Origin of the sequence: Clostridium perfringens ATCC 13124 (assembly GCF_000013285.1) — a bacterium.
GTDB classification, from domain to species: Bacteria; Bacillota; Clostridia; order Clostridiales; family Clostridiaceae; genus Sarcina; species Sarcina perfringens.
This window is the reverse complement of sequence record NC_008261.1, coordinates 1,820,488-1,840,447: the sequence shown is the minus strand read 5'-3', so window position 1 is coordinate 1,840,447 and position 19,960 is coordinate 1,820,488. Positions and strand designations below refer to the sequence as shown.

Genomic DNA, 19,960 nt, shown 5'->3' with positions numbered 1-19,960 from the left:
CTTTAATTAAAAAATAAAAAGGTCTAGATTTTAATGAAATCTAGACCTTACTTTATTTTAAGATGCGTATTTGCTTGTTACGCTTTTAGAACTTATAGCTTTAATAAGTCTATTAACAGGTAAAATACCTAAAAGTACTACACATATTAAGCCATCAGCACCTATTAAAGAACCATTTACTAAAAATGAATATAGAATTGGAGACATTCCTTCAGGAGCAAAGGATCCGAAGAAAACAACTCCTGAAATAAAGTGAGCCAAAAATTTTAAAAATATTGCTACTACAGCTCCTGAAATTCTATGATTTTTAAAGAATCCTGCTACCCCTAATGCCATATATGGTATAGGATAATCAAATAATACTTGTACAGGATGAAGGATATATGGATCTATAAATAAGGAAATTATACCAAATAAAAATCCAGTAAGCATTCCAACTAATGGACCATAAGCATAAGCAATAAGTATTATAGGAATCATACTGCCTAAAGTTATTCCTCCACCTTGAGGAAATTTATATATCTTTAGCATGTTTAATACAGCAGTAAGTGCTAAAGCAATTCCTATTGTTGTAAGCATTTTTGCATCAAATTTGATGTCTTTAGCCTTTATAAGTAAAACTAATATTATTAGGACTCCTATTAAAGTGAGAATTGTTAGTGGATTAGTTACAATCTCCTTAAAATTTCCTCCTAAATTAATTGATGAAAAACTTTGAATAAAATCATTTATTATTTGTGAAAATGACATCATAGTTTTTACCCCCTCCTTAAACTTTAAGTGTGCTTAGAGAGTCTAAAGAATGTAAATAAAAAACCGAATCTAAATATAGATCCGGTTTAAATACAGCCCTAAACGCTTCCCTACGCTGGAATTAACCAGATCAGGTGTTGAGGGTTAATGATAAAATAATCATCTCTCAGCCTAAAGGCACCCCTAGCACATGAAATAATTCTAAGTATATTTTATATGCAAATGACAATTAGGTCAAGTAATATTAATTATTAAATAAAAATTTTTATCAAAACTTACAATGTTTAAATTTAACCTATACCACCATATATTATTCCAAGAATTATTACTAGTATAGTAACTAAGATAAAAATGTATTTCCCTAAAGGAATAAACCATTTTCCAAGTTTTTTATGAGCTCCCTTATTTACTTCTATTAATACATTTTCGCCACCAATAATATAGTAGAATACAACAGCTACCAATAAAGCACAAAGTGGAGAAATTATTATTGTAATAAGATTTGAGAAGTTATCAAAGATTCCCATATTTAATGATAAAGGTATTCCACATAAAAAACAAAGGACTGATATTATAATTGAAGTTTTTATTCTATTTGACTTAAAGTGAGCCATGAAAGCTTCAACAGGCCCCTCTAACATATTTACAGAGGATGAAATAGCAGCAAATATTACACTAAGAAAAAATAATGTACTTAGTAAGGCACCAAAATTCATACCTTGAAATATTTTTGGTAAAGTTATAAACAATAAAGATGGCCCAGATGAAGGATTTAATCCATATGCAAAAACTGCTGGCATAATCATAAAAGATGCTAAAAGGGCAGCCAAAGTATCAAATATGGCAGTTTGTATTGCAGATGATGGAATATCAAATTTATCATTTATATAACTACCATAAACAACCATACCGCATCCATTAAGGGAGACTGTGAAAAATGCTTGGCCAAGAGCCATTACCCAAGTATCTATTTTAAATAAGTTTTCCCATCTTGGAACTAATAGATATTTGACTCCTTCAAAAGATCCTGGTAAAGTTAGAGATCTTATGATTAAAATTATAAAAATTAAAAGAAGTAGTGGCATAACTATTTTGTTTAATTTTTCTATACCACGGTCTATTCCTAAAGAAACTATTATTAAAGTTAATATTATTGCTAGGGAAAACCAAAAGATTGTATTAGGTGTACCAGCAAAATTACTAAAGTAAGTAGTAGTATCAATAGTATTAATAGATCCAGTTAAACTTAAGAAAAAGTATTTAAGAATCCAACCTATTACTATAGAGTAGAATATAAAAACTCCTGTTAATCCTATAGGAGGGAGCATACCAAAGAATTTTCCTCCCTTTAATGATTTACTTTTAAAAGATTCAACTATACCAGTATATGAACCTGCTTTAAACTTTCTACCAAAGGAAAATTCAGTTATAAGACCTGTAGTTCCAAGTATAAAAACAAATAAAAAGTATGGTATTAAGAAAGCAGCACCTCCATATTGACCAAGTCTGTAGGAGAATAACCATATGTTACCAAGACCTAAAGCAGCGCCAACACAGGATATTACAAATCCAAACTTTCCAGTAAAATTTTCTCGTTCTTTCATTTAAAATACCTCCTAGATTTTTATATAAATATAAAAAAATAGGTCATATAGTTAAACTATACGACCTATAGGGTATTAAAACTCTTTATTAAGGCCATATAGTATTACCTATGTGACCTATCTTTATAACGAAAATTAAGCCATCATAGATACAATCCAAAATTCCTTTGGAGTTTGTATCTATGACTGCATATATTCAATCATAAATACAAACTATCTATAATAGCAATAATAAGAATTATTAAGTTTTGCTTTTATTAAGTTTGTACTATTTATCATAAAAAATTCTCCTAAAAACAAATTTACATTGATTATATACCTAAAAATATTAAAATGCAAGGTTTTAATTGTTAAATATTATCAATAATGTTTAAATTAAGATTGTTAGTAAGGGTATAGGCATAATCCATAGTATTATCCCAAAGATCACAAGGAGTGTGACAATCAGAGTTAATTATGGTTTTAACCTTTGCTAAAGAAACCTTATTCCAAAACTTTTCATAGGGATAAGGGAATCTTTCTCCATCAGAATATTTTTTCTTTCCTCTTCTAATACCGTTTGCATTAAATTCTAATATGAAATCATATTTTTTTGCTGTATCAATAATTAAATTACAGGCTTTATCACAATTTTCGTCCCAAGGAAAATCATTTATAAAGATTAAATCAGGGTGAGCTACAAAGTCAAAGTATCCACTTTTTATACCAAGACAAATACTTTTAGCATATTCTATATACTCTTTAGTACTTTTTAAGGAATATGTATTTTTCAATTCGCCATTTTCAGTTAAAAATAAGTGTTGACCTAGAGCTAAGTAATCAAATTTGAGCTCATTTTTTAGGTAATTATAATAAAAATCATCTGAAGGCAAATATTCTATTTCCAAACCAATTTTAATCTGAATAAAATTTTTAAATTTTATTTTAAGTTTTTCTAAAGTAGTCTTATATTCCTCAAGTTCGTTAAAGTTCATTCTAAGATTAAATCTATTATCTGGATAAGGACCATGATCACTAAATCCTAAAATATCTAAGTTGTTTTTTATAGCTGCATCAATATAATCCTTATCTTCTCCCTTAGCATGTTTACATCTTTTAGTATGGGTATGAAAATTAATTTTTTTTAACATAAATTCCACTTCCTCTCCTCAAATAGAGTATATCAAAAAAGCAAATAAAAGATAAATATTAATAAATTTTAAACAGAAAAATGTTAACAGAAAATTCTTTGACTTTTTCTTTTGAATAAAATAAAATTATTCCACGATAAGTAATGAACCATATTTAAAGCAGATAGTTTACAAAGGAAACTTTATCTAATTAAAGTTATTTTATTATTAATATTTAAAGGAGATATGAACATGGGGTAAAATTTTGATTTAATTTTTTGAATAAAACATTATTTTAAATTAATTTATTAGAAGAGGTAAAAAGAGGAATGAAAATAAGATTAATAGAAGAACATGAATTAAACAAGGTTAAAAGTATTTATGATAATGTTGTAAAAGAAATGAATTTAAGAGGACTTTATAATTGGAACGAAAGTTATCCCAATACTGAAATAATTTTTAAGGATATCTCTAATAAACATCTTTATGGAATAGAAGCTTCTGGAGAAATAGTAGCTGTTGCAACTATTAATGATTATGCTTATGATGTTTATAATGATATTGCATGGCAAGTTGATGGACCATTTTTGTCATTTCATAGAATAGCTGTTTCACCATCTCACAGGGGAAAAGGATATGGAAGAAAAATGATAGATTTTGTAGAAGAAATGGCAAAGGAAAAAAAGTGCAATTCCATAAGAATTAGTGCTTATCATAAAAATGAAAATGCAGTTAATTTATATAAAAACTTAGGATATGTACATGTAGGAGAAATGATGTCTATGAGAGATATAGTAGAACCTTTCTTATGTCTTGAAAAATCAATAATGTGATTATGATATGAACCAATTTATAGTTTTAAATAGACTATGAATTGGTTTTTTTATTGTTAAATTTGCATTAAGGTTATGTAAAGTGAGAATAATGAGTTTTTTTTATGAATAAACATATAATGAATGCTATGAAAAAAATAGGGTAAAAGATTAAAAAATGTAGTTATTACTCTATATATGTTGAAAAGAGGGGAGGGAAAATTAGCATTTAAAAATTTGTTTCAAGGGGGATTCATATGAAAAAGGATTATAAGATTTTAATAACTAAAGCATTATCCTTAAGCATGGTAGGAAGTTTATTTACATCTTATCCTACTTTTGCTAAGGAATTTAAAGCACAAGAGGGAGACTTAATAATATCTGAATATTTACATGGACCATCTAATTCAAAGGCTATTGAAATATTTAATGGAACAGGGGAAGGAATAAATCTTTCTAATTATGATTTGGCTGTATATTCAAATGGAAAATATGAGGGGAGTCCAGTTTCTCAAAGTTTAGAAGATAAGATTATAGAAAGTGGAGAGACTTATGTAATTTACAATAACCAAGGAAAAGATGAAAAATTTACTGAGGTTATAAATGATTTAGAAAATAAATTAGGGGTAGGAAGCCAAACAGTAGGTTTCAATGGTGATGATGTTATATTACTTAGAAAAAATACTGGAAATGGATACGAAATAATAGACTCCTTTGGAGCTAAGACAGAAAAAGATAAAAAGTTTTATGATAGTAAATTCATAAGTGCTAGAAGAAAATCTGAAATAAAAGATGGTGAAAATAACATAGATAAAACACCATTTGATGTTTCTATTCAATGGGATGTAGATACAGAAAATTTATATGATGATTTAGGAAAGCATGATATTTCATGGAGTGAAGGAGAAAATCCTTCAGGAAAAGTTCTTAAGGTAAAGGAAGCAAGAAATAAAAACTTAGGAGAGGAAGTTACTACAAGAGGTGTTGTAACTTTTAATGATAGAAATAAAACTCTTCATATACAGGATGAAACAGGAGCTATTGCAATTTCAAACTTTAAATCAGGAGTGGATTTTGGAGCAATAACTAAGGGGAATAAGATTGAAATAAGTGGCACATTAGATAATTTTAATGGATTACTTCAAGTACAAGCTACTGATATAAAAGTCTTAGGAGATTTAGGAATGCCTGATCCTAAGTTAGTTACTATTAAGGAATTAAAAGAGTCAAATTTTGATTCTCATTATATTGAGTTGAAAAATACAGTAGTTGATTTAGAAGCTAAAACATTAACACAAGGAGAGGATGTTTTAGATATTTACTTTATACCTTCAGGTTTAGAGGTTAAAACAGGAGATTTAGTAGATGTAAAAGGCGTTATTGGAAGATTCAATGATAAAGTTCAACTTTATGGTTCTTCAGCAGAGTTTACAAAAATAGTTGAAGATAATGAAAGTCCTGTAATAACTCATAAAAAAATTGAAAAGGCCAATATAAACGAAGATTTAAACATTGAAGCTAAAGTAAGTGATAATAATAAATTAGAAGAGGTATCTATTAGCTTTAAGGGAAAAGAGGATACTGAATTTAAAAAAGTAGTATTAAAAGAGGAAGATGGAATATTTAAAACTTTAATACCTAAGGAAGATTTAAAAGCTTCTGGAATGGAATATTATATTAAAGCTAGTGATGGTAAAAATATTTCAAGAGTACCAGAAAGTGGAGTATATGCTTTTCAGGTAGTAGACGAAGACTTAAGTGGACCAGAGGTTAAGAATGTTTTACCTAAGGAAAACTCAAGTGTAGGAGAAAACAGAAAACCTATTATAAGTGGAGAATTTATAGATAATTCTGGAGTAAATGTAGAAAGTGTAAAAATTAAATTAGATAATGAAGACATAACTAAAGTAGCTGAAATAACAGAAACTGGTTTTTCATATGAGATTAAGGAAGACTTAGAGGATGGAGAACATAGAGTGGAAGTTAGTGTAAGTGATTCTTTAGGAAATAATAGGGTGAAAGAATGGAAGTTTAGAGTAGGAAAGATAAATCATTATTATGGACAACTACATTCACATACTAATATTTCAGATGGAACTGGAAGCTTAGAGGATGCTTATAAATGGGCAAGAGATGAAGGTAAGGCTGATTATTTTGCCGTAACAGACCATTCAAACTGGTTTGATAATGATACTGAAGCTAATATAAATGATGGATCAATGAGTAAAGCTTGGACTAATGCTCAAAATATATCTGATAAATATAATGATGATGGTAACTTTGTTGCTATGTATGGTTATGAAATGACTTGGTCAGGATCTACTGGAGGCTGGGGACATATAAATACATTTAATACTCCAGGATTTGAAACAAGAAAAAATAGTGATATGAATTTAAAAAATTATTATAATACTATTTCTCAATTACCAGAGTCAGTTTCTCAATTAAATCATCCAGGAAAAACTTTTGGCGATTTTGCAGACTTTGGTTTTTATAGTGAAGGGGCAGACAAGGTAGTTAATTTAATAGAGGTTGGAAATGGAGAAGGACCTGTAAGAGGTAGTGGATATTTCCCAAGCTATGAATATTATACAAGAGCTTTAGATAAGGGATGGCATGTTGCTCCTACTAATAACCAAGATAATCATAAGGGAAAATGGCTTACAGCAAATGATGCTAGAACAATAATATTATCAGAAGAAAATTCAAGGGATGCTTTATATAAAGCTATGAACAAAAAGCAAGTGTATTCTTCAGAGGATAAGAATACGACTATTGATTATACTGTTAATAATCAAATAATGGGAAGCAATTTAGGTGAAGTAGAAGACTTAGATTTTAATATAGAAATAAATGATGAGGATAAAGAGGATACTATAAAGAAAGTTTCAATAATAGCTAATGGTGGAGTAGAGGTCATTTCAAAGGAATTTAATAGCAATAAAGTTTCTTGGAATTTTAAGCTTAAACCTGAATATAGCTACTATTATGTGAAAGTAGTACAAGGAGATCAAGATATTGCAGTTACAGCTCCAGTATGGATTGGGGAAAATGTAAATGTAGGATTAAATGAATTAAAAACTGATAAAGATATGCTTTTAGTTGGTGACGAGGCTAAATTCTCAATAGAAGTTTATAATAATAGTTCTGAAAGATTAAACAATATAAAGGTTGAATTCTTCAATGGAGAAATTTCAGGTGAGAAGAAAATTGGAGAAGAAATTATAGAAAGCTTAGAAGGAAATAGCTTAAAGGAAAGTTCTATAACATGGCAACCTGAAAGAGCAGGAGAATTTACTATTTATGCAAAAGCTACAATTTCAATAAATGGAACAGACAAGACATTTACTAAGAGTTCTAAGATAGAAGTTGTAAATGAAGGTGATGTTTATAAGGTAATGATAGATGGGGCTCATGCTAATCAATATGTAACAGGAAACTATGCAGGAAAAATAGATGCTTTTGAAAAGTTATTAACAGAAAATGATTGTATTCCTATAATAAACAAAGAAGAAATAACAGAGAAATCTTTAGAAAATGTTGACCTATTAGTTATAACTGATCCTCAAGGAATTGATGAGCCTAAGTATGAAGTTTACAAAAGTAATTTTACAGCCTCAGAAATTGACGCAATAGGAAAATACATGGATAAGGGTGGAAATATAATCATTACATCAAGGGCAGATTATAAAGATGGAGTTGGAGAGTATAGTAATGGTGCTCAATTAAATCCTATTTTAGAGAAGATAAATTCAGAATTAAGAGTAAATGATGACCAAGTTGCAGATTATGAAGTTAATGAAGGACAACAATTTAGACTTATGTTAAATAAGTATTCTTCTCCTAACTTTAATCTTGTTGAAGGATTAGGTGAAGAGGATAAATTTAGCTTCTATAGTGGATCATCAGTAGTATTAAAGGATGGAGCTAAGGGAGAAAAGGTTGACTTCTTAGTAAGTGGTCATGAATCTACAGGAACAGATGATTCAGATAAACAAGGGGATAATGTTCCAGTAGAAAAAGGACAAGTTAATGTTTTAGCAGTAGAAGAATTATCTAATGGAGGAAAGGTAGCCGTAGCTGGAAGTACTTTCTTCTCAAACTTTGAAATAGATGGAACTAATGCTGAAAGTAAAAGCAATAGTAAGGTAACAAAAAATATAATAAATTGGATGTTGCCTGAAAAAGAATTAGAAAAGCTTACTATTAAAGAATTTAGAGAAGATAAAAATAATGATGGAGAACCAGATAGATTAGGAGAAGAGTATGTTTTAGAGGGAATAGTAACAGCTCAGTCAGAGGCTGTAGAACCTAAAAATGCTTTCTTTGAAGTTATATACATTCAAGATGAAACTGGTGGAATAAATGTTTTTGGTGTTTCTAATACTCCTGTAAAAGTTGGACAAAAAGTAAGAGTTAAGGGAAGAGTAGAAGCATACCAAGGTGAATTTGAAATACAAATAAGTGATGAAAGTGCAGATTTAGAGATAATTGATGAAAATATAAATGAAGTGAGTCCTAAAGAAATGAGCACTGGGGATAGTATGCTTCATGAAAATGAAGGATGGTTAACAAAGGTAACAGGCAAAGTTGTTAACATGGATGATAGCAATCTTTACTTAGATGATGGTTCAGGAGTTTCAAGAATATATGTTGAAGGATATATATGGGATGGAATAAATGAAAATATGAAAGGTAAATGGGATCCAAGAATAAAAGTTGGTGATACTGTTTCAGCAATAGGACTTAGCTCAGAAGACCCAGAGGGCAATAGATTAAGGGTAAGAAATACTGGAGAAATTGTTCTTCAGGAAGAAGAAAATCTTGGAGTTATAAACACTGAAATTACAAGTGATAAAAATGAAATAAAAGAAAATGAAAAAATAAGCTTATTAACTAAAGTAGAAAATAGCACTAAGGAAGCTTTAGAAAATTTAACTTTAAAAATCTTTGCTAACAATGGTGAAAATGAAGTTTTATTAAAAGAAGAAAAAATAGATTCTTTAGGTGTTAATGAATCTAAGGAATTAACTTTTGAACATGCTTTTGAATTAGAGGGTAGATATAGTATAGGAATAAAGCTTTTTGATTCTGAAGGAAATGAAATAAAAAGTAATAATAAAGAGTTTTCACTAGTTGTTTTAAAAGAAATTAATGGTGGAGATTCTGATAATAATGGGGATGCCAATAATGGTGGAGATTCAAATAATGGATCAGGAAATGATTCAGGTGAGGAAAATAAACCAGGCATAGATAAACCTAATACAGAGAAACCAGAAGAATTACCTAACACTGGTAATAGAATGAATGCTAACATGCTTATGGGCTTTGGAGCTTTATACTTAGCTTTAGGATTTTATATGGTTTCTAAAAGAAAAAAAGTAAGATAAATAATTTATTAAGTTTTTAGGGCTGGCCTTCTTTAGGTCAGCCTCAATAATAAGTAAGTTAGGGTAGTAGGAGAAATATTATGAAAAATAGTAAAAAGAGTATTATTTTTATTATAAGTACAGTTTTAATATCTTTTTTAATTATAGGATTTTCAAGATTTATATTTGATAATGGCTTTATGAAGGATAGACTAAATAAAAATGTGCAATATTATGAAGGAAAAGTAAAGAGAATAACTAAAGAGATGTTAGAAGGAGATAAATACATAGAGGGTATAGAGCTAGGATATCAAAATATAGTCATAGAAATTTTAGAGGGACCAGAAAAGGGGAAGGAATATGAAATCGTAAATAATATTAGCAGAATATACAATATGCCAGTTGAGGAAGATACTAAAGTAATTCTAGGTTTCTTTTATGAGAAGGATGAAATAAAAGATATAGCTGTTTATAGTTATAAAAGAAGTAACATAATATTTTTGCTAGTACTATTATTTGTAATAGTCATAATTGGAGTAGGTGGAGTAAAGGGAATAAAATCATTAGTTTCACTGTTTTTTACTTGTGTTTGTATAATATTTTTAATGATTCCACTAATGTTAAGAGGGGTAAATCCAATATTAGCAGCAATTTTTTCAGCGCTTATAAGTATTATTGTTACATTGGTTTTAGTTTCTGGAATAAATAAAAAAACTTTTACTGCTATTTTAGGAACCTTAAGTGGAATAATTATATCAGGAGTAATAGCAATAAGTTTTGGAAAACTTGCAAATTTATCAGGTATTAGTATGGAAGAAGCTGAAAGTATGATGTATATAGCTGAAAATACCTCCTTAAATATTCATGGAATAATGTTTGCAGCTATATTAATAGCATCTTTAGGAGCAGTTATGGATGTTGCTATGTCTATTTCCTCATCAATTTTTGAAATAAATGATATTAATGATACTTTAAATAAAAGGGGATTATTTAAAAGTGGAATGAATATAGGAAAGGATATAATAGGAACAATGGCTAATACATTAATATTAGCTTTTGCTGGAGGGTCCTTAAATACAATAATAATGTTATATGCTTCTAATATGAGTAAAAATCAAATATTAAATTTAGATGTGCTTTGTATAGAAGTTATACAAGGCCTTGCAGGCAGCATAGGAATTATACTTACAGTGCCAATAACAGCTTTTATAGCAAGTTATTTTTGTAAGTTGAATTTAAAAAAAGTGTAAAAGGTCTTTTAAATCAGGGATATAATATGATAGTATAAAAATCTAGACATTATTAATTGAGAATATTTAAGACTAAATGAGGAGGAAAAGAATGAGTAAACAAAAGAAAGAGTTTCTTATGATTGGAATTGGATTAATAGGATTATCTCTAGTTTTACATTACGTGCATTATCTTATATTTCAAGATTTACATCATACACTAATATTTCTTTTTGCAGATATAGCCTTTATACCTATGGAAGTATTCTTTACTACTTTAGTAATTGATAAATTACTTGAAAAGAGGGAGAAAGAGCATTTAAGGGATAAGCTAAGTATGCTTATAGGAGTATTTTTTAGTGAATTAGGAACAGATATTTTAAATACATTTGTTTATGTAGATGATAATACAGAAATAATTGCTAAAGAGGCCTTAGTAACTAAGGAATGGAACAAAAATGAATTTAAGAATTTAGAAAAATTAGTAGATGAATATGAGTATGATATAGATATTAAAAAGGTGGACTTAATAGCTTTGGAAAAGAAATTAAATGCTCAAAAGGATTTAGTTATAAACTTAATAACTAATCCCATGTTAATAGAGCATGAAGAGTTCTCAGACATGCTTATGTCAATACTACATCTAAGAGAAGAACTAAGTAGTAGATGTTCTCATGAATTAGAAGATTATGAAATTCAACATTTAGCAAAAGATATAAATATTGCTTATAAATATTTAACCTTTGAATGGATTCAGTATATGAAACAATTAAAATCTAATTATCCACAATTATTCTTAAAAGCCTTAATTACAAATCCTTTTGATAAAAGATCATTAAAGGAAAAAGAATGTAGTTATTTATAAAAAAAGAAGTATGATATATCCTCTTAAGGTCATATCATACTTCTTTTTTAGTTATTCATTATTTGATATGTAGTTTTTTACATTTTTTAAAACTTCATCTTCACCAACATACATTATTATATCATCAGCCATTATTTTGAAATAAGGTCCTGGAGAAAGGAACATTTCTCCTTTTCTTTTAACTCCTATTATAGTTGCCTTTGTATTTTGCCAAAAGTCTAGATCCCCAATACTTTTTCCAACAGCAAAGCTTTCACTTTCAACAATGCTTTCAAAGGGTATAACAGTCCCTACATTCCTAAGTTGCGTAGCAAATTCAATTATATTTTCTATGTTTTTTTCAAGTTGCTTGTCTAATTCGTTCTTAGCTTTTAATATTTTATAAGTATCATTACTTAGGGTTGTAAAGTCAGATTGAGCTTTAAACTTGCTTAAAAAGTCCTTGGCATTTTCTTTACTATTTATGATTATTCCACTTTTTTCATTAACAGATACTACGTTCATATCCTTAAGTAAGGCCACTGAGCGTCTTATAGTTTCTGGTGAAACTTTATATATGCTAACTAGGGTTGTACGACCTGTAATTTTACTTCCTTCTTTAAAATCATTATTTAAAACTCTATTAGCTATATCAATAGCTATTTTTATGTAGTTTGGCGTTTTTGTACGTTTAGCCATTATAATATCACGCTCCATAGGATTAATATATTGCACTAAATTGATTTTATCACTTAGATAATGGCTTTGTAAATTATAAAGGATGTTTTTAGTAAAAAATAAGAGTAGAAAATAAAATTTAATCAACATATATATTAAAAATTATTCATATATATTTAATGTATTGAATAAATATGGTACTTAGAATAGTGTGAAAATTTGGGGGTGGAATTTTGTTAAAGAATAGAGAGAGGATGAAAAGGTTAATAGCTTGTGGAATAGCAGCAAGTATAGTTTCAGTTAATGGATTATCTGTTCTTGCTTCTGAGTTAAATAAGTCAGATAAAGTTAATTTAGCTTTAAACAAAAAAACTGTTGCCTCTTCAAGAGAAGTTAATGACAAATGGGGTGCAGAATTAATAACTGATGGTATTAAGGATAAGCCAAGTGATCCAAATGCTAAGCCAGGAAATTCTAGGTGGGCTAGTTCAAGAAGTGTACCACAATGGATATACATTGATTTTGAAGAAGCAACAACCTTTGATCAAGTTGATATACTTTGGGATGGTGCATATTCAAGAAATTATAAATTAGAGGTTTCTAATGATGGGGAAACTTGGGAAGAAGTTTACGCAACTAGTGAGGGGAAAGGAAATCAAGAGTCTATAAATCTTGGAGAAGATATAACTGCTAATTATTTAAGAGTTAGTTGTGAAGATACAGCTCATGAATGGGGAAATGTATCAATATATGAAGTTGAGGTTTATGATAACGAAAATGAGGAAAATGTAACTCCTCCAGAAACAGAGATAGGAGTTAATATTGCTTTAAATAAAACTGCTACGGCATCAGCATCAGAAACTAATACACTTACTCCAGACAAAGTTGTAGATGGAGATACATCTTCAAGAAATTCAAGATGGTCAAGTGGAGGATTTTCTAATGGTGCTAAACAGTGGATAACTATTGACCTAGAAAAGGAAAGCACTTTTGACAAGGTTAGATTATTCTGGGAAGCTGCCAACGCTAAGGTCTATGAAATCCAAACTTCTAATGATAATGAAAATTGGAAAACAGTTCATAGAAACGAAGCTGGAAAAGGTGGCACTGAGGTTATAGAATTAAGTGAAAAAGAAAATGCAAGGTATGTAAGAGTTTATTGTGAAGAAAATAATCCAGCAGTATGGAATGCAGTATCTTTATATGAAGTAGAGATATATAATGGAGAGATTCCTTCATCTGGTGATTTAGATGAAGTTTTAAACTCATTAGAAGTTCCTACTATAAATAAGGGGGACTCTAAACTTCAAATGCCAGAGGTTCCAAAAGGGTTTGAGATAAAATTTATTGGGGCAGATTATAATCAAATAATAAATGATGATATGACCATAAATGAACCTTTAGTAGATACAAAGGTAGTTGTGGATTTTGAAATAAAAAAAGGCAGTCTAAAAAGAGAAACTACTGGTATTGAAATAACTGTACCTGGTAAATATTCTGGTTCTTTAGGAAGTAATACTAAGCCAGAAGTAGTTCCAAGTTTAAGAGAATGGGTTGGAAAAGATGGAAACTTTACTATAAGAGATTCTTCAAGAATAGTTATTGATCCTACCTATGAAAATGAACTAAGCAAAACTGCAAGTGAATTTAAATCTGATTATGAGGAGATAGTTGGTAAACCAATGGAAATAGTTTACTCAAGTTCACCTGTAGAAGGAGATTTTTATTTTACTTTAAATTGTGAAGATAAGAGTATTGGAGAAGAAGGATATTACATGTATGTAGATGAGTATGTAAAGGTTGAAGCTACTCATAATACAGGAGCTTTCTACTCAACTAGATCAATACTTCAAATATTAAAGCAAAATGGAGAAACTATTCAGAAAGGAATAGTTAGAGATTTCCCAAGATATGAAAATAGAGGATTTATGCTTGATGCAGGAAGAAAATTCTTTACAATGGATTATTTAGAGCAGTTTATGGAAGTTATGTCTTGGTACAAATTAAATAACTTCCAAGTTCATTTAAGTGATAACTATATTTGGACTAATAATGAGAATTGGGAAACTGCTTATGCTGCTTTTAGATTAGAATCTGACACATATCCAGGTTTAACAGCAACAGATGGAAGTTATACTAAAGAAGAGTTTAGAGAATTTATAGAAAAGTCTGGGGATCATGGAGTAGAAATTATTCCAGAAATAGATGTTCCTGCTCACTCCTTAGCATTTACTCGCTATGATCAATCTTTAGCCTTAGGTACAGGAGGAGATGCAACTTATTTAGATGTAGGTAATCCAAAGGTTTATGATTTTGTAGATGGATTATTTGATGAATATTTAGGAGGAGAAAATCCAGTCTTTGGAGATCAAGATTTCCATATTGGAACAGATGAGTATAAGGGAGCACCAGAGAAAAAAGAAGAATTTAGAGCATTTACAGATAGATATCTTAAAAAAGTAAGAGATGATTATGGTAGAAATCCAAGACTATGGGGAAGTTTAGATGTTTTCCCAGGACAAACTCCTGTAACTAGCGATGGAGTCCTTATGAATATATGGTATAGGGGATATGCTGATGCTAGAAATATGATAAATCAAGGATATGATATTTTAAATACACAGGATGCAGATCTTTATATAGTTCCAGAAGCAGGTTACTATAATAACTATCTTAACACAAGATTTTTATATAATGAGTGGGAACCAAGAAGATTTGCTTCAGATTACAAACTTCCAGCGGGACATCCTCAATTAAAGGGAGGAATGTTTGCTGTATGGAATGATATGATAGATGAAAAAGCAAATGGAATTTCTGAAAGAGACATCTATGATAGATCATTCCAAGCTGCTCAAGTTTTATCAGAAAAAATGTGGGCGGCACCTGATAGTGAAACAAGTTTTGAAGAATTTAAAGAAAGAGTTGACAAAGTAAGTGATGTTCCAGATTCTAACTTAACTTATGATGTGGAATCTAAAACTGAAACTGTAATTGATTATGATTTTGAAGAAGATTCTACAGAAAATATTAAAGATAATTCTGGAAATGAATATAATGCTACAGGAGTAAATGTAGAATCTGTAGAAGGTAAAGAAGGAAAAGGAATTAAATTAAGTGGAGGAGAAAGCTATATTGATACTCCAATTGATAACAAAGGTTTAGACTATACGGTTTCTATGTGGGTGAAGAAAGATGCAAATGGAGATTATAGTGAGCAAATATTATCAGAATCTAACACAGGGGTATTAAAGGCTTGTCAAAAAGAAACTGGTAATGTTGGTTTCTCAAGAGAAGGATATGACTATTCATTTAATTATAAATTACCTGAGGATGAATGGGTAGAGTTAACATTTATTGGAGAATTAAATAAAACAAGTCTTTATGTAAATGGAGAATTTATAGAAACTATAAATAAGAGTAATGGTGGTAAGGTAGGAACATTTATTTTACCTTTAGATAAAATAGGAAGTTCAACTAATTCCTTTAAGGGTAGCATAGATGAAATTACTATTAAGGATGGGGCTCATAAAATTGTAGATCCTACAGTTATACCTCAAGAGCAAATGAGTGCAACTGCTAGCAGTGAGCATCCTAATATAGGATCAGAGGGAATAGCTGATTTTGCTATAGATGGAGATGAAAGTACTATATGGCATACTAAGTGGAGTCCTGTAGAAGCATTACCTCAACACATTACTTTAGACTTAGGTGGAAGTTATAATATAAATAAATTTACTCATATGCCAAGACAGGATGCCTTAAATGGTAGCATAAGTAAATATGAATTCCAAGTTAGTACTGATGGAGAAAACTTTACAAAGGTTTTAGAGGGAGATTGGACTGCTGACCATAGTACTAAGGTATTAAAATTTGATCCAGTAGAAGCTACTCATGTAAGATTAGTGGCTAAAGCTGGTCATGGTGGATTTGCCTCAGCTGCTGAATTAAATGTTCATCAAGTTTTAGAAGTTCCACAAGAGAATGTGGGACAAAGTTTCTTAACTTTACCAGAAAGCCTTAAAGTAAATGAAAATTTTGATGTTTTCTTAGGTGCTAACGAAATAAAAGAAGATTTATCAGCTTATGCAGCAGAATTTACTTTAAAATATAATCAAGAAGTATTTGACTTAGTTGAAGTTGCAAGTGGAATAGATGGAGTTTTGGTAAATTATAAAGAAGTAGAACCAGGCGTAGTAAAAATATTAGTTGCTAGTTTAGAAAAAACTATAGAAAATGATACAAACTTAGTAAAGGTAACTCTTACTCCTAAGAGTGAATCAGAAAGAGAAATTTTTGAAGTAATTTCAGCAAACTTAGGTGATGGAGAAAATGGAAAAGTTTGTGAATTAGGATTAACAAGTGGAGAGGTAGCAGTAGGCAAAGGTAGTGTAGATATAATTGTTAACCCAGTAGAAAACTTTGTGGCTTCAGAGATTAGTAGAAAATATGTAAATGTAACTTGGGAAGCTCCAAAGACAACTGAAGGTTTAGAAGGATATATTTTATATAAAGATGGTAAAAAGGTTGGAGAAGTTGGTGCTGATGAGACAACTTATAAATTTAAAGGCTTAAATAGACACACAATTTACAACTTTAAAATAGCTGCTAAGTATTCAAATGGAGAAATTTCTAGTAAGAAGTCAATAACTTTAAGAACAAGCAGAAATTAGAGAAATAAAAAAATAAGAAAAAGACCAGAATCCTTGATTTTGGTCTTTTTTTATAATAAATATTATTTTGCTATATAATATAATTAGTTATAGAAAGAGAGGATTGATTAACATGTTAAATGTAATCTTGTTAGGAACAGGGGGAGGCATGCCTATGCCAAATAGATTTTTATCATCAGTTGTTATGAATTTCAAGGGGAGAAAAATTCTTTTAGACTGTGGAGAGGGAACACAGGTTACCATGAGAGTAAATGGAACTGGATTTAAAAGTATAGATATAATTTGTATAAGTCATCTTCATGGAGATCATATATATGGATTGCCAGGATTACTTTCTACAATTGGGAATAGTGGAAGAGTAGAGGATATATATATAATAGGACCTAAGGGAATAAAAGAGGTTATAGAGGGATTTTTAATAACTCTCCCATATCTTCCATATAAACTTAACATACTAGAAGATGCAAGCAATTTAGAATTCATGGTTAAAAAAGAAAAAATGGAATTAGTTGAAGAGGATGAAAAAATAAGTTCAGATTTAAGTATAAAAACTCTAGAATTAGACCATTCTTCTCCTTGTTTAGGATACTCTTTTAATATAAGGAGAGGAAGAAAATTTAATTTAGAAAAAGCATTAATGAATAAAGTTCCAAAGGAAGTGTGGTCTAAACTTCAAAGAAATGAGGAAGTTAGTTTAAATGGAGTTAAATATTATAGTTATATGGTCTTAGGAGATGAAAGAAAGGGAATAAAACTAAGTTACACAACAGATACAAGACCTACAGAGGATATACCAGGTTTTATAAAGGAAAGTGATTTATACATATGTGAAGGGACTTATGGAAGTGAAGAGGATATGCATAAGGCCATAAAAAATAAACATATGACTTTTAAGGAGGCAGCTAATTTAGCTAAAAGAGGTCAGGTAAAGGAATTATTATTAACTCATTTTAGTCCAGCTATTAATGATCCAAAGGAATTTATAAATAATGCAAGAGAGGCATTTGAAAATTCCCATGTTGGAAGTGATGGAGAGGAAAGAGTTTTAAATTTTAAAAAATAATTAAAATAAAATAAGATGTTTAAAAATTCCAATAAATGTTATAATTAATATGTAATCTTATAACTAAGAAAGGGATTGAGGATATGAAGGGGTTAATAGTTTTTGGAGAAAAAGGTTCAGGAAAAGATACTGTGGCTAAGCTTATAAATGAATATTCAGAAAAAAGTGTTAGTTTCTTTAATATAGGAGACTTAGTTAGGGATATGTCATGTATATTTTTAGCAACAGATAAGTGGGAAAATAAAAAAAGAGAATTTTATGTAGATACGGCTATAAAACTTAAGGAAATAGATGAGGACTTTTTAAGTTACTATGTATTAGGAAAAATACTAGATAAGTTTAAAAAGAAATCTATGAAGGATATAGATAATGAGCAACTTATAATAGTAACTGGTGGAAGAACATATGAGGACTTTGAATTCTGGAAAAAGAGCGGTTTCAAAACATTAGGGGTTAAATGTAATGAAAAAGTAAGAATAGAAAGATTAAAAAGTAGAGATGGTTATGAACAAAACTCACAAGATGACCTTGAAAAGAATACAAGAAAAATAATTGATTTATGTGATTTTACAGTGGATAATAGCGGATCTTTTAAGGATTTAACAAAGGAAGTAACAGATTTTGTGGTTGAAAATGGATTATAAAATTCTACTAAGATAAATAAAAATAAGGTGTTTTAATAAATTTATAAAATTAATATTTGAGAATAATATTAAAAGGATAGGTAGGTTAATTCTTACTTATTCTTTTTTGTTTACAATAATGTTATATAATGTTAATATATGGTTTGTTGGGAGGAATATATGAAAAAGAAATTTGTAATAGGAATTTTAATTGTAATAGTTTTATTTTTAATTTTCGGATTTAAAGACATTAAAGACGGCTTTGAAGATGGATTTAATGCGGCGATAAAAACAGAGCATTTAAATTAGCATTATATGTGTAAAAGTATTATAAGTGTAAGTATTCTGAATTAAAAGCATAGTTTTTAACTGTGCTTTTAATTCAGAATTATTATGCTTATATATTTTAAGTACTTTATTTTATAATTATATAAAAAATAATAGTATATTAATATAATAGCTAATTATTTTTAAAATTACTTTTTAGGAGGAACAAATGAAAAAAGTCTCTTTAATATTTATAGCTTTAAGCTTTGCTCTTTTATTTCTAGGTTGTGGAAATAATAACGAAGCATCTAGATACTCTTCTACAGGAGATAGAGATACTATGGAATCCTTTGGTGTAGATGGACAGTTTGCCATCTATAAATTTTCTGATGAAAATTTCAATAAAAAATTAGATTTGTATGATACTAAAAATCAGGACGCTATTGATATTATATCAAATTATAAAGAAATAGAACCATATGTTTATACTATAGGAGAAAAAGGTTATACTAAATTAAACTATGCCAATGGGAATCTTATACAATCGAATGATTTAAACAAATTTTCAAATAATGATAAAGCTATATTTGAAGATTTAAACAAATAAAAAGAAATGCTTTTATAATAAATTTATTATGAAAGCATTTTTATTATATATGTGTAGAAAAGGAATGACATAAATGACCACCTTGAAGTAAATAAGTAGAATAAATCTAGATAATTATTTAGCTTAAGTAATTTAGCTTTGGCTAGATGAGTTTGTGTTTTATCTTCTAAATTATTTATATAGAATCTTTATAATCTTACTAGATTTAAGAGTTTATAATTAGTGTATTTTACCATTAATCTAGAATTTTGGTTCAATAAGATTTGATATTATATACTGAAAATATGGACACAAAATATCTTAATTTATATTAACTTCATCTGAGATAATAT

General features: G+C 29.0%; 13 protein-coding genes and 1 riboswitch. Of the genes, 9 read left to right on the top strand and 4 right to left on the bottom strand.

Features of this window, described 5'->3' with window-relative positions; translation table 11 throughout:
• Positions 1 to 57: 57 nt before the first annotated feature.
• The 3 genes from thiT to CPF_RS07870 all read right to left on the bottom strand — a co-directional run bounded on the left by thiT (position 58) and on the right by CPF_RS07870 (position 3,496).
• The gene (thiT, locus tag CPF_RS07880) at positions 58 to 753 is read right to left on the bottom strand and encodes an energy-coupled thiamine transporter ThiT (RefSeq protein ID WP_003449164.1); all 696 of its coding nucleotides are present in this window, start codon (positions 751 to 753) and stop codon (positions 58 to 60) included.
• A gap of 90 nt (positions 754 to 843) precedes the next feature.
• Positions 844 to 948, bottom strand: a riboswitch (TPP riboswitch).
• Positions 949 to 1,043: 95 nt separating this feature from the next.
• The gene (locus tag CPF_RS07875) at positions 1,044 to 2,357 is read right to left on the bottom strand and encodes a sodium-dependent transporter (RefSeq protein ID WP_003460070.1); all 1,314 of its coding nucleotides are present in this window, start codon (positions 2,355 to 2,357) and stop codon (positions 1,044 to 1,046) included.
• Between the two features lie 350 nt (positions 2,358 to 2,707).
• Positions 2,708 to 3,496: a histidinol-phosphatase gene (locus CPF_RS07870; protein ID WP_080503687.1), complete on the bottom strand. Its 789-nt coding sequence runs from the start codon at positions 3,494 to 3,496 to the stop codon at positions 2,708 to 2,710.
• A 299-nt stretch (positions 3,497 to 3,795) separates the two neighbouring features.
• Here CPF_RS07870 and CPF_RS07865 point away from each other — a divergent pair, with 299 nt between their 5' ends.
• The 4 genes from CPF_RS07865 to CPF_RS07850 all read left to right on the top strand — a co-directional run bounded on the left by CPF_RS07865 (position 3,796) and on the right by CPF_RS07850 (position 11,741).
• On the top strand, positions 3,796 to 4,299 hold the full coding sequence (locus CPF_RS07865; RefSeq protein ID WP_003449110.1) for a GNAT family N-acetyltransferase: 504 nt from the start codon (positions 3,796 to 3,798) through the stop codon (positions 4,297 to 4,299).
• A gap of 236 nt (positions 4,300 to 4,535) precedes the next feature.
• Positions 4,536 to 9,668, top strand: a complete 5,133-nt coding sequence (locus CPF_RS07860; protein WP_011590818.1) for a CehA/McbA family metallohydrolase — start codon at positions 4,536 to 4,538, stop codon at positions 9,666 to 9,668.
• A gap of 80 nt (positions 9,669 to 9,748) precedes the next feature.
• The gene (locus CPF_RS07855) at positions 9,749 to 10,897 is read left to right on the top strand and encodes a YibE/F family protein (protein WP_011590817.1); all 1,149 of its coding nucleotides are present in this window, start codon (positions 9,749 to 9,751) and stop codon (positions 10,895 to 10,897) included.
• A 91-nt stretch (positions 10,898 to 10,988) separates the two neighbouring features.
• Positions 10,989 to 11,741 carry a hypothetical protein gene (locus CPF_RS07850; RefSeq protein WP_011590816.1) on the top strand — a complete coding sequence of 251 codons (753 nt, stop codon included), beginning with the start codon at positions 10,989 to 10,991 and terminating at the stop codon, positions 11,739 to 11,741.
• Positions 11,742 to 11,792: 51 nt separating this feature from the next.
• Here the strand turns inward: CPF_RS07850 and CPF_RS07845 are convergent, their stop codons facing one another.
• Positions 11,793 to 12,419, bottom strand: a complete 627-nt coding sequence (locus CPF_RS07845; RefSeq protein ID WP_003449118.1) for a TrkA C-terminal domain-containing protein — start codon at positions 12,417 to 12,419, stop codon at positions 11,793 to 11,795.
• A 212-nt stretch (positions 12,420 to 12,631) separates the two neighbouring features.
• Between CPF_RS07845 and CPF_RS07840 the strand changes: the two genes are divergently transcribed.
• The 5 genes from CPF_RS07840 to CPF_RS07825 all read left to right on the top strand — a co-directional run bounded on the left by CPF_RS07840 (position 12,632) and on the right by CPF_RS07825 (position 19,628).
• Positions 12,632 to 17,068, top strand: a complete 4,437-nt coding sequence (locus tag CPF_RS07840) for a discoidin domain-containing protein (protein ID WP_041702699.1) — start codon at positions 12,632 to 12,634, stop codon at positions 17,066 to 17,068.
• 112 nt (positions 17,069 to 17,180) lie between these two features.
• Positions 17,181 to 18,131 (top strand): ribonuclease Z, encoded by a 951-nt coding sequence (locus CPF_RS07835; protein ID WP_011590814.1) that lies wholly within the window; start codon positions 17,181 to 17,183, stop codon positions 18,129 to 18,131.
• Positions 18,132 to 18,214: 83 nt separating this feature from the next.
• Entirely contained in the window at positions 18,215 to 18,775 is a 561-nt protein-coding gene (locus CPF_RS07830; RefSeq protein ID WP_011590813.1) for an AAA family ATPase, read from the top strand.
• Between the two features lie 159 nt (positions 18,776 to 18,934).
• Positions 18,935 to 19,063 (top strand): hypothetical protein, encoded by a 129-nt coding sequence (locus tag CPF_RS15200; protein ID WP_003481500.1) that lies wholly within the window; start codon positions 18,935 to 18,937, stop codon positions 19,061 to 19,063.
• Between the two features lie 187 nt (positions 19,064 to 19,250).
• Positions 19,251 to 19,628: a hypothetical protein gene (locus CPF_RS07825; protein ID WP_011590811.1), complete on the top strand. Its 378-nt coding sequence runs from the start codon at positions 19,251 to 19,253 to the stop codon at positions 19,626 to 19,628.
• Positions 19,629 to 19,960 lie beyond the last annotated feature (332 nt).

Coding starts and splice junctions, on each gene's coding strand:
- thiT (WP_003449164.1), bottom strand. CDS start 753: ATGATGTCATTTTCACAAATAATAAATGATTTTATTCAAAGTTTTTCA.
- CPF_RS07875 (WP_003460070.1), bottom strand. CDS start 2,357: ATGAAAGAACGAGAAAATTTTACTGGAAAGTTTGGATTTGTAATATCC.
- CPF_RS07865 (WP_003449110.1), top strand. CDS start 3,796: ATGAAAATAAGATTAATAGAAGAACATGAATTAAACAAGGTTAAAAGT.
- CPF_RS07860 (WP_011590818.1), top strand. CDS start 4,536: ATGAAAAAGGATTATAAGATTTTAATAACTAAAGCATTATCCTTAAGC.
- CPF_RS07855 (WP_011590817.1), top strand. CDS start 9,749: ATGAAAAATAGTAAAAAGAGTATTATTTTTATTATAAGTACAGTTTTA.
- CPF_RS07850 (WP_011590816.1), top strand. CDS start 10,989: ATGAGTAAACAAAAGAAAGAGTTTCTTATGATTGGAATTGGATTAATA.
- CPF_RS07845 (WP_003449118.1), bottom strand. CDS start 12,419: ATGGCTAAACGTACAAAAACGCCAAACTACATAAAAATAGCTATTGAT.
- CPF_RS07835 (WP_011590814.1), top strand. CDS start 17,181: ATGTTAAATGTAATCTTGTTAGGAACAGGGGGAGGCATGCCTATGCCA.
- CPF_RS07830 (WP_011590813.1), top strand. CDS start 18,215: ATGAAGGGGTTAATAGTTTTTGGAGAAAAAGGTTCAGGAAAAGATACT.
- CPF_RS15200 (WP_003481500.1), top strand. CDS start 18,935: ATGAAAAAGAAATTTGTAATAGGAATTTTAATTGTAATAGTTTTATTT.
- CPF_RS07825 (WP_011590811.1), top strand. CDS start 19,251: ATGAAAAAAGTCTCTTTAATATTTATAGCTTTAAGCTTTGCTCTTTTA.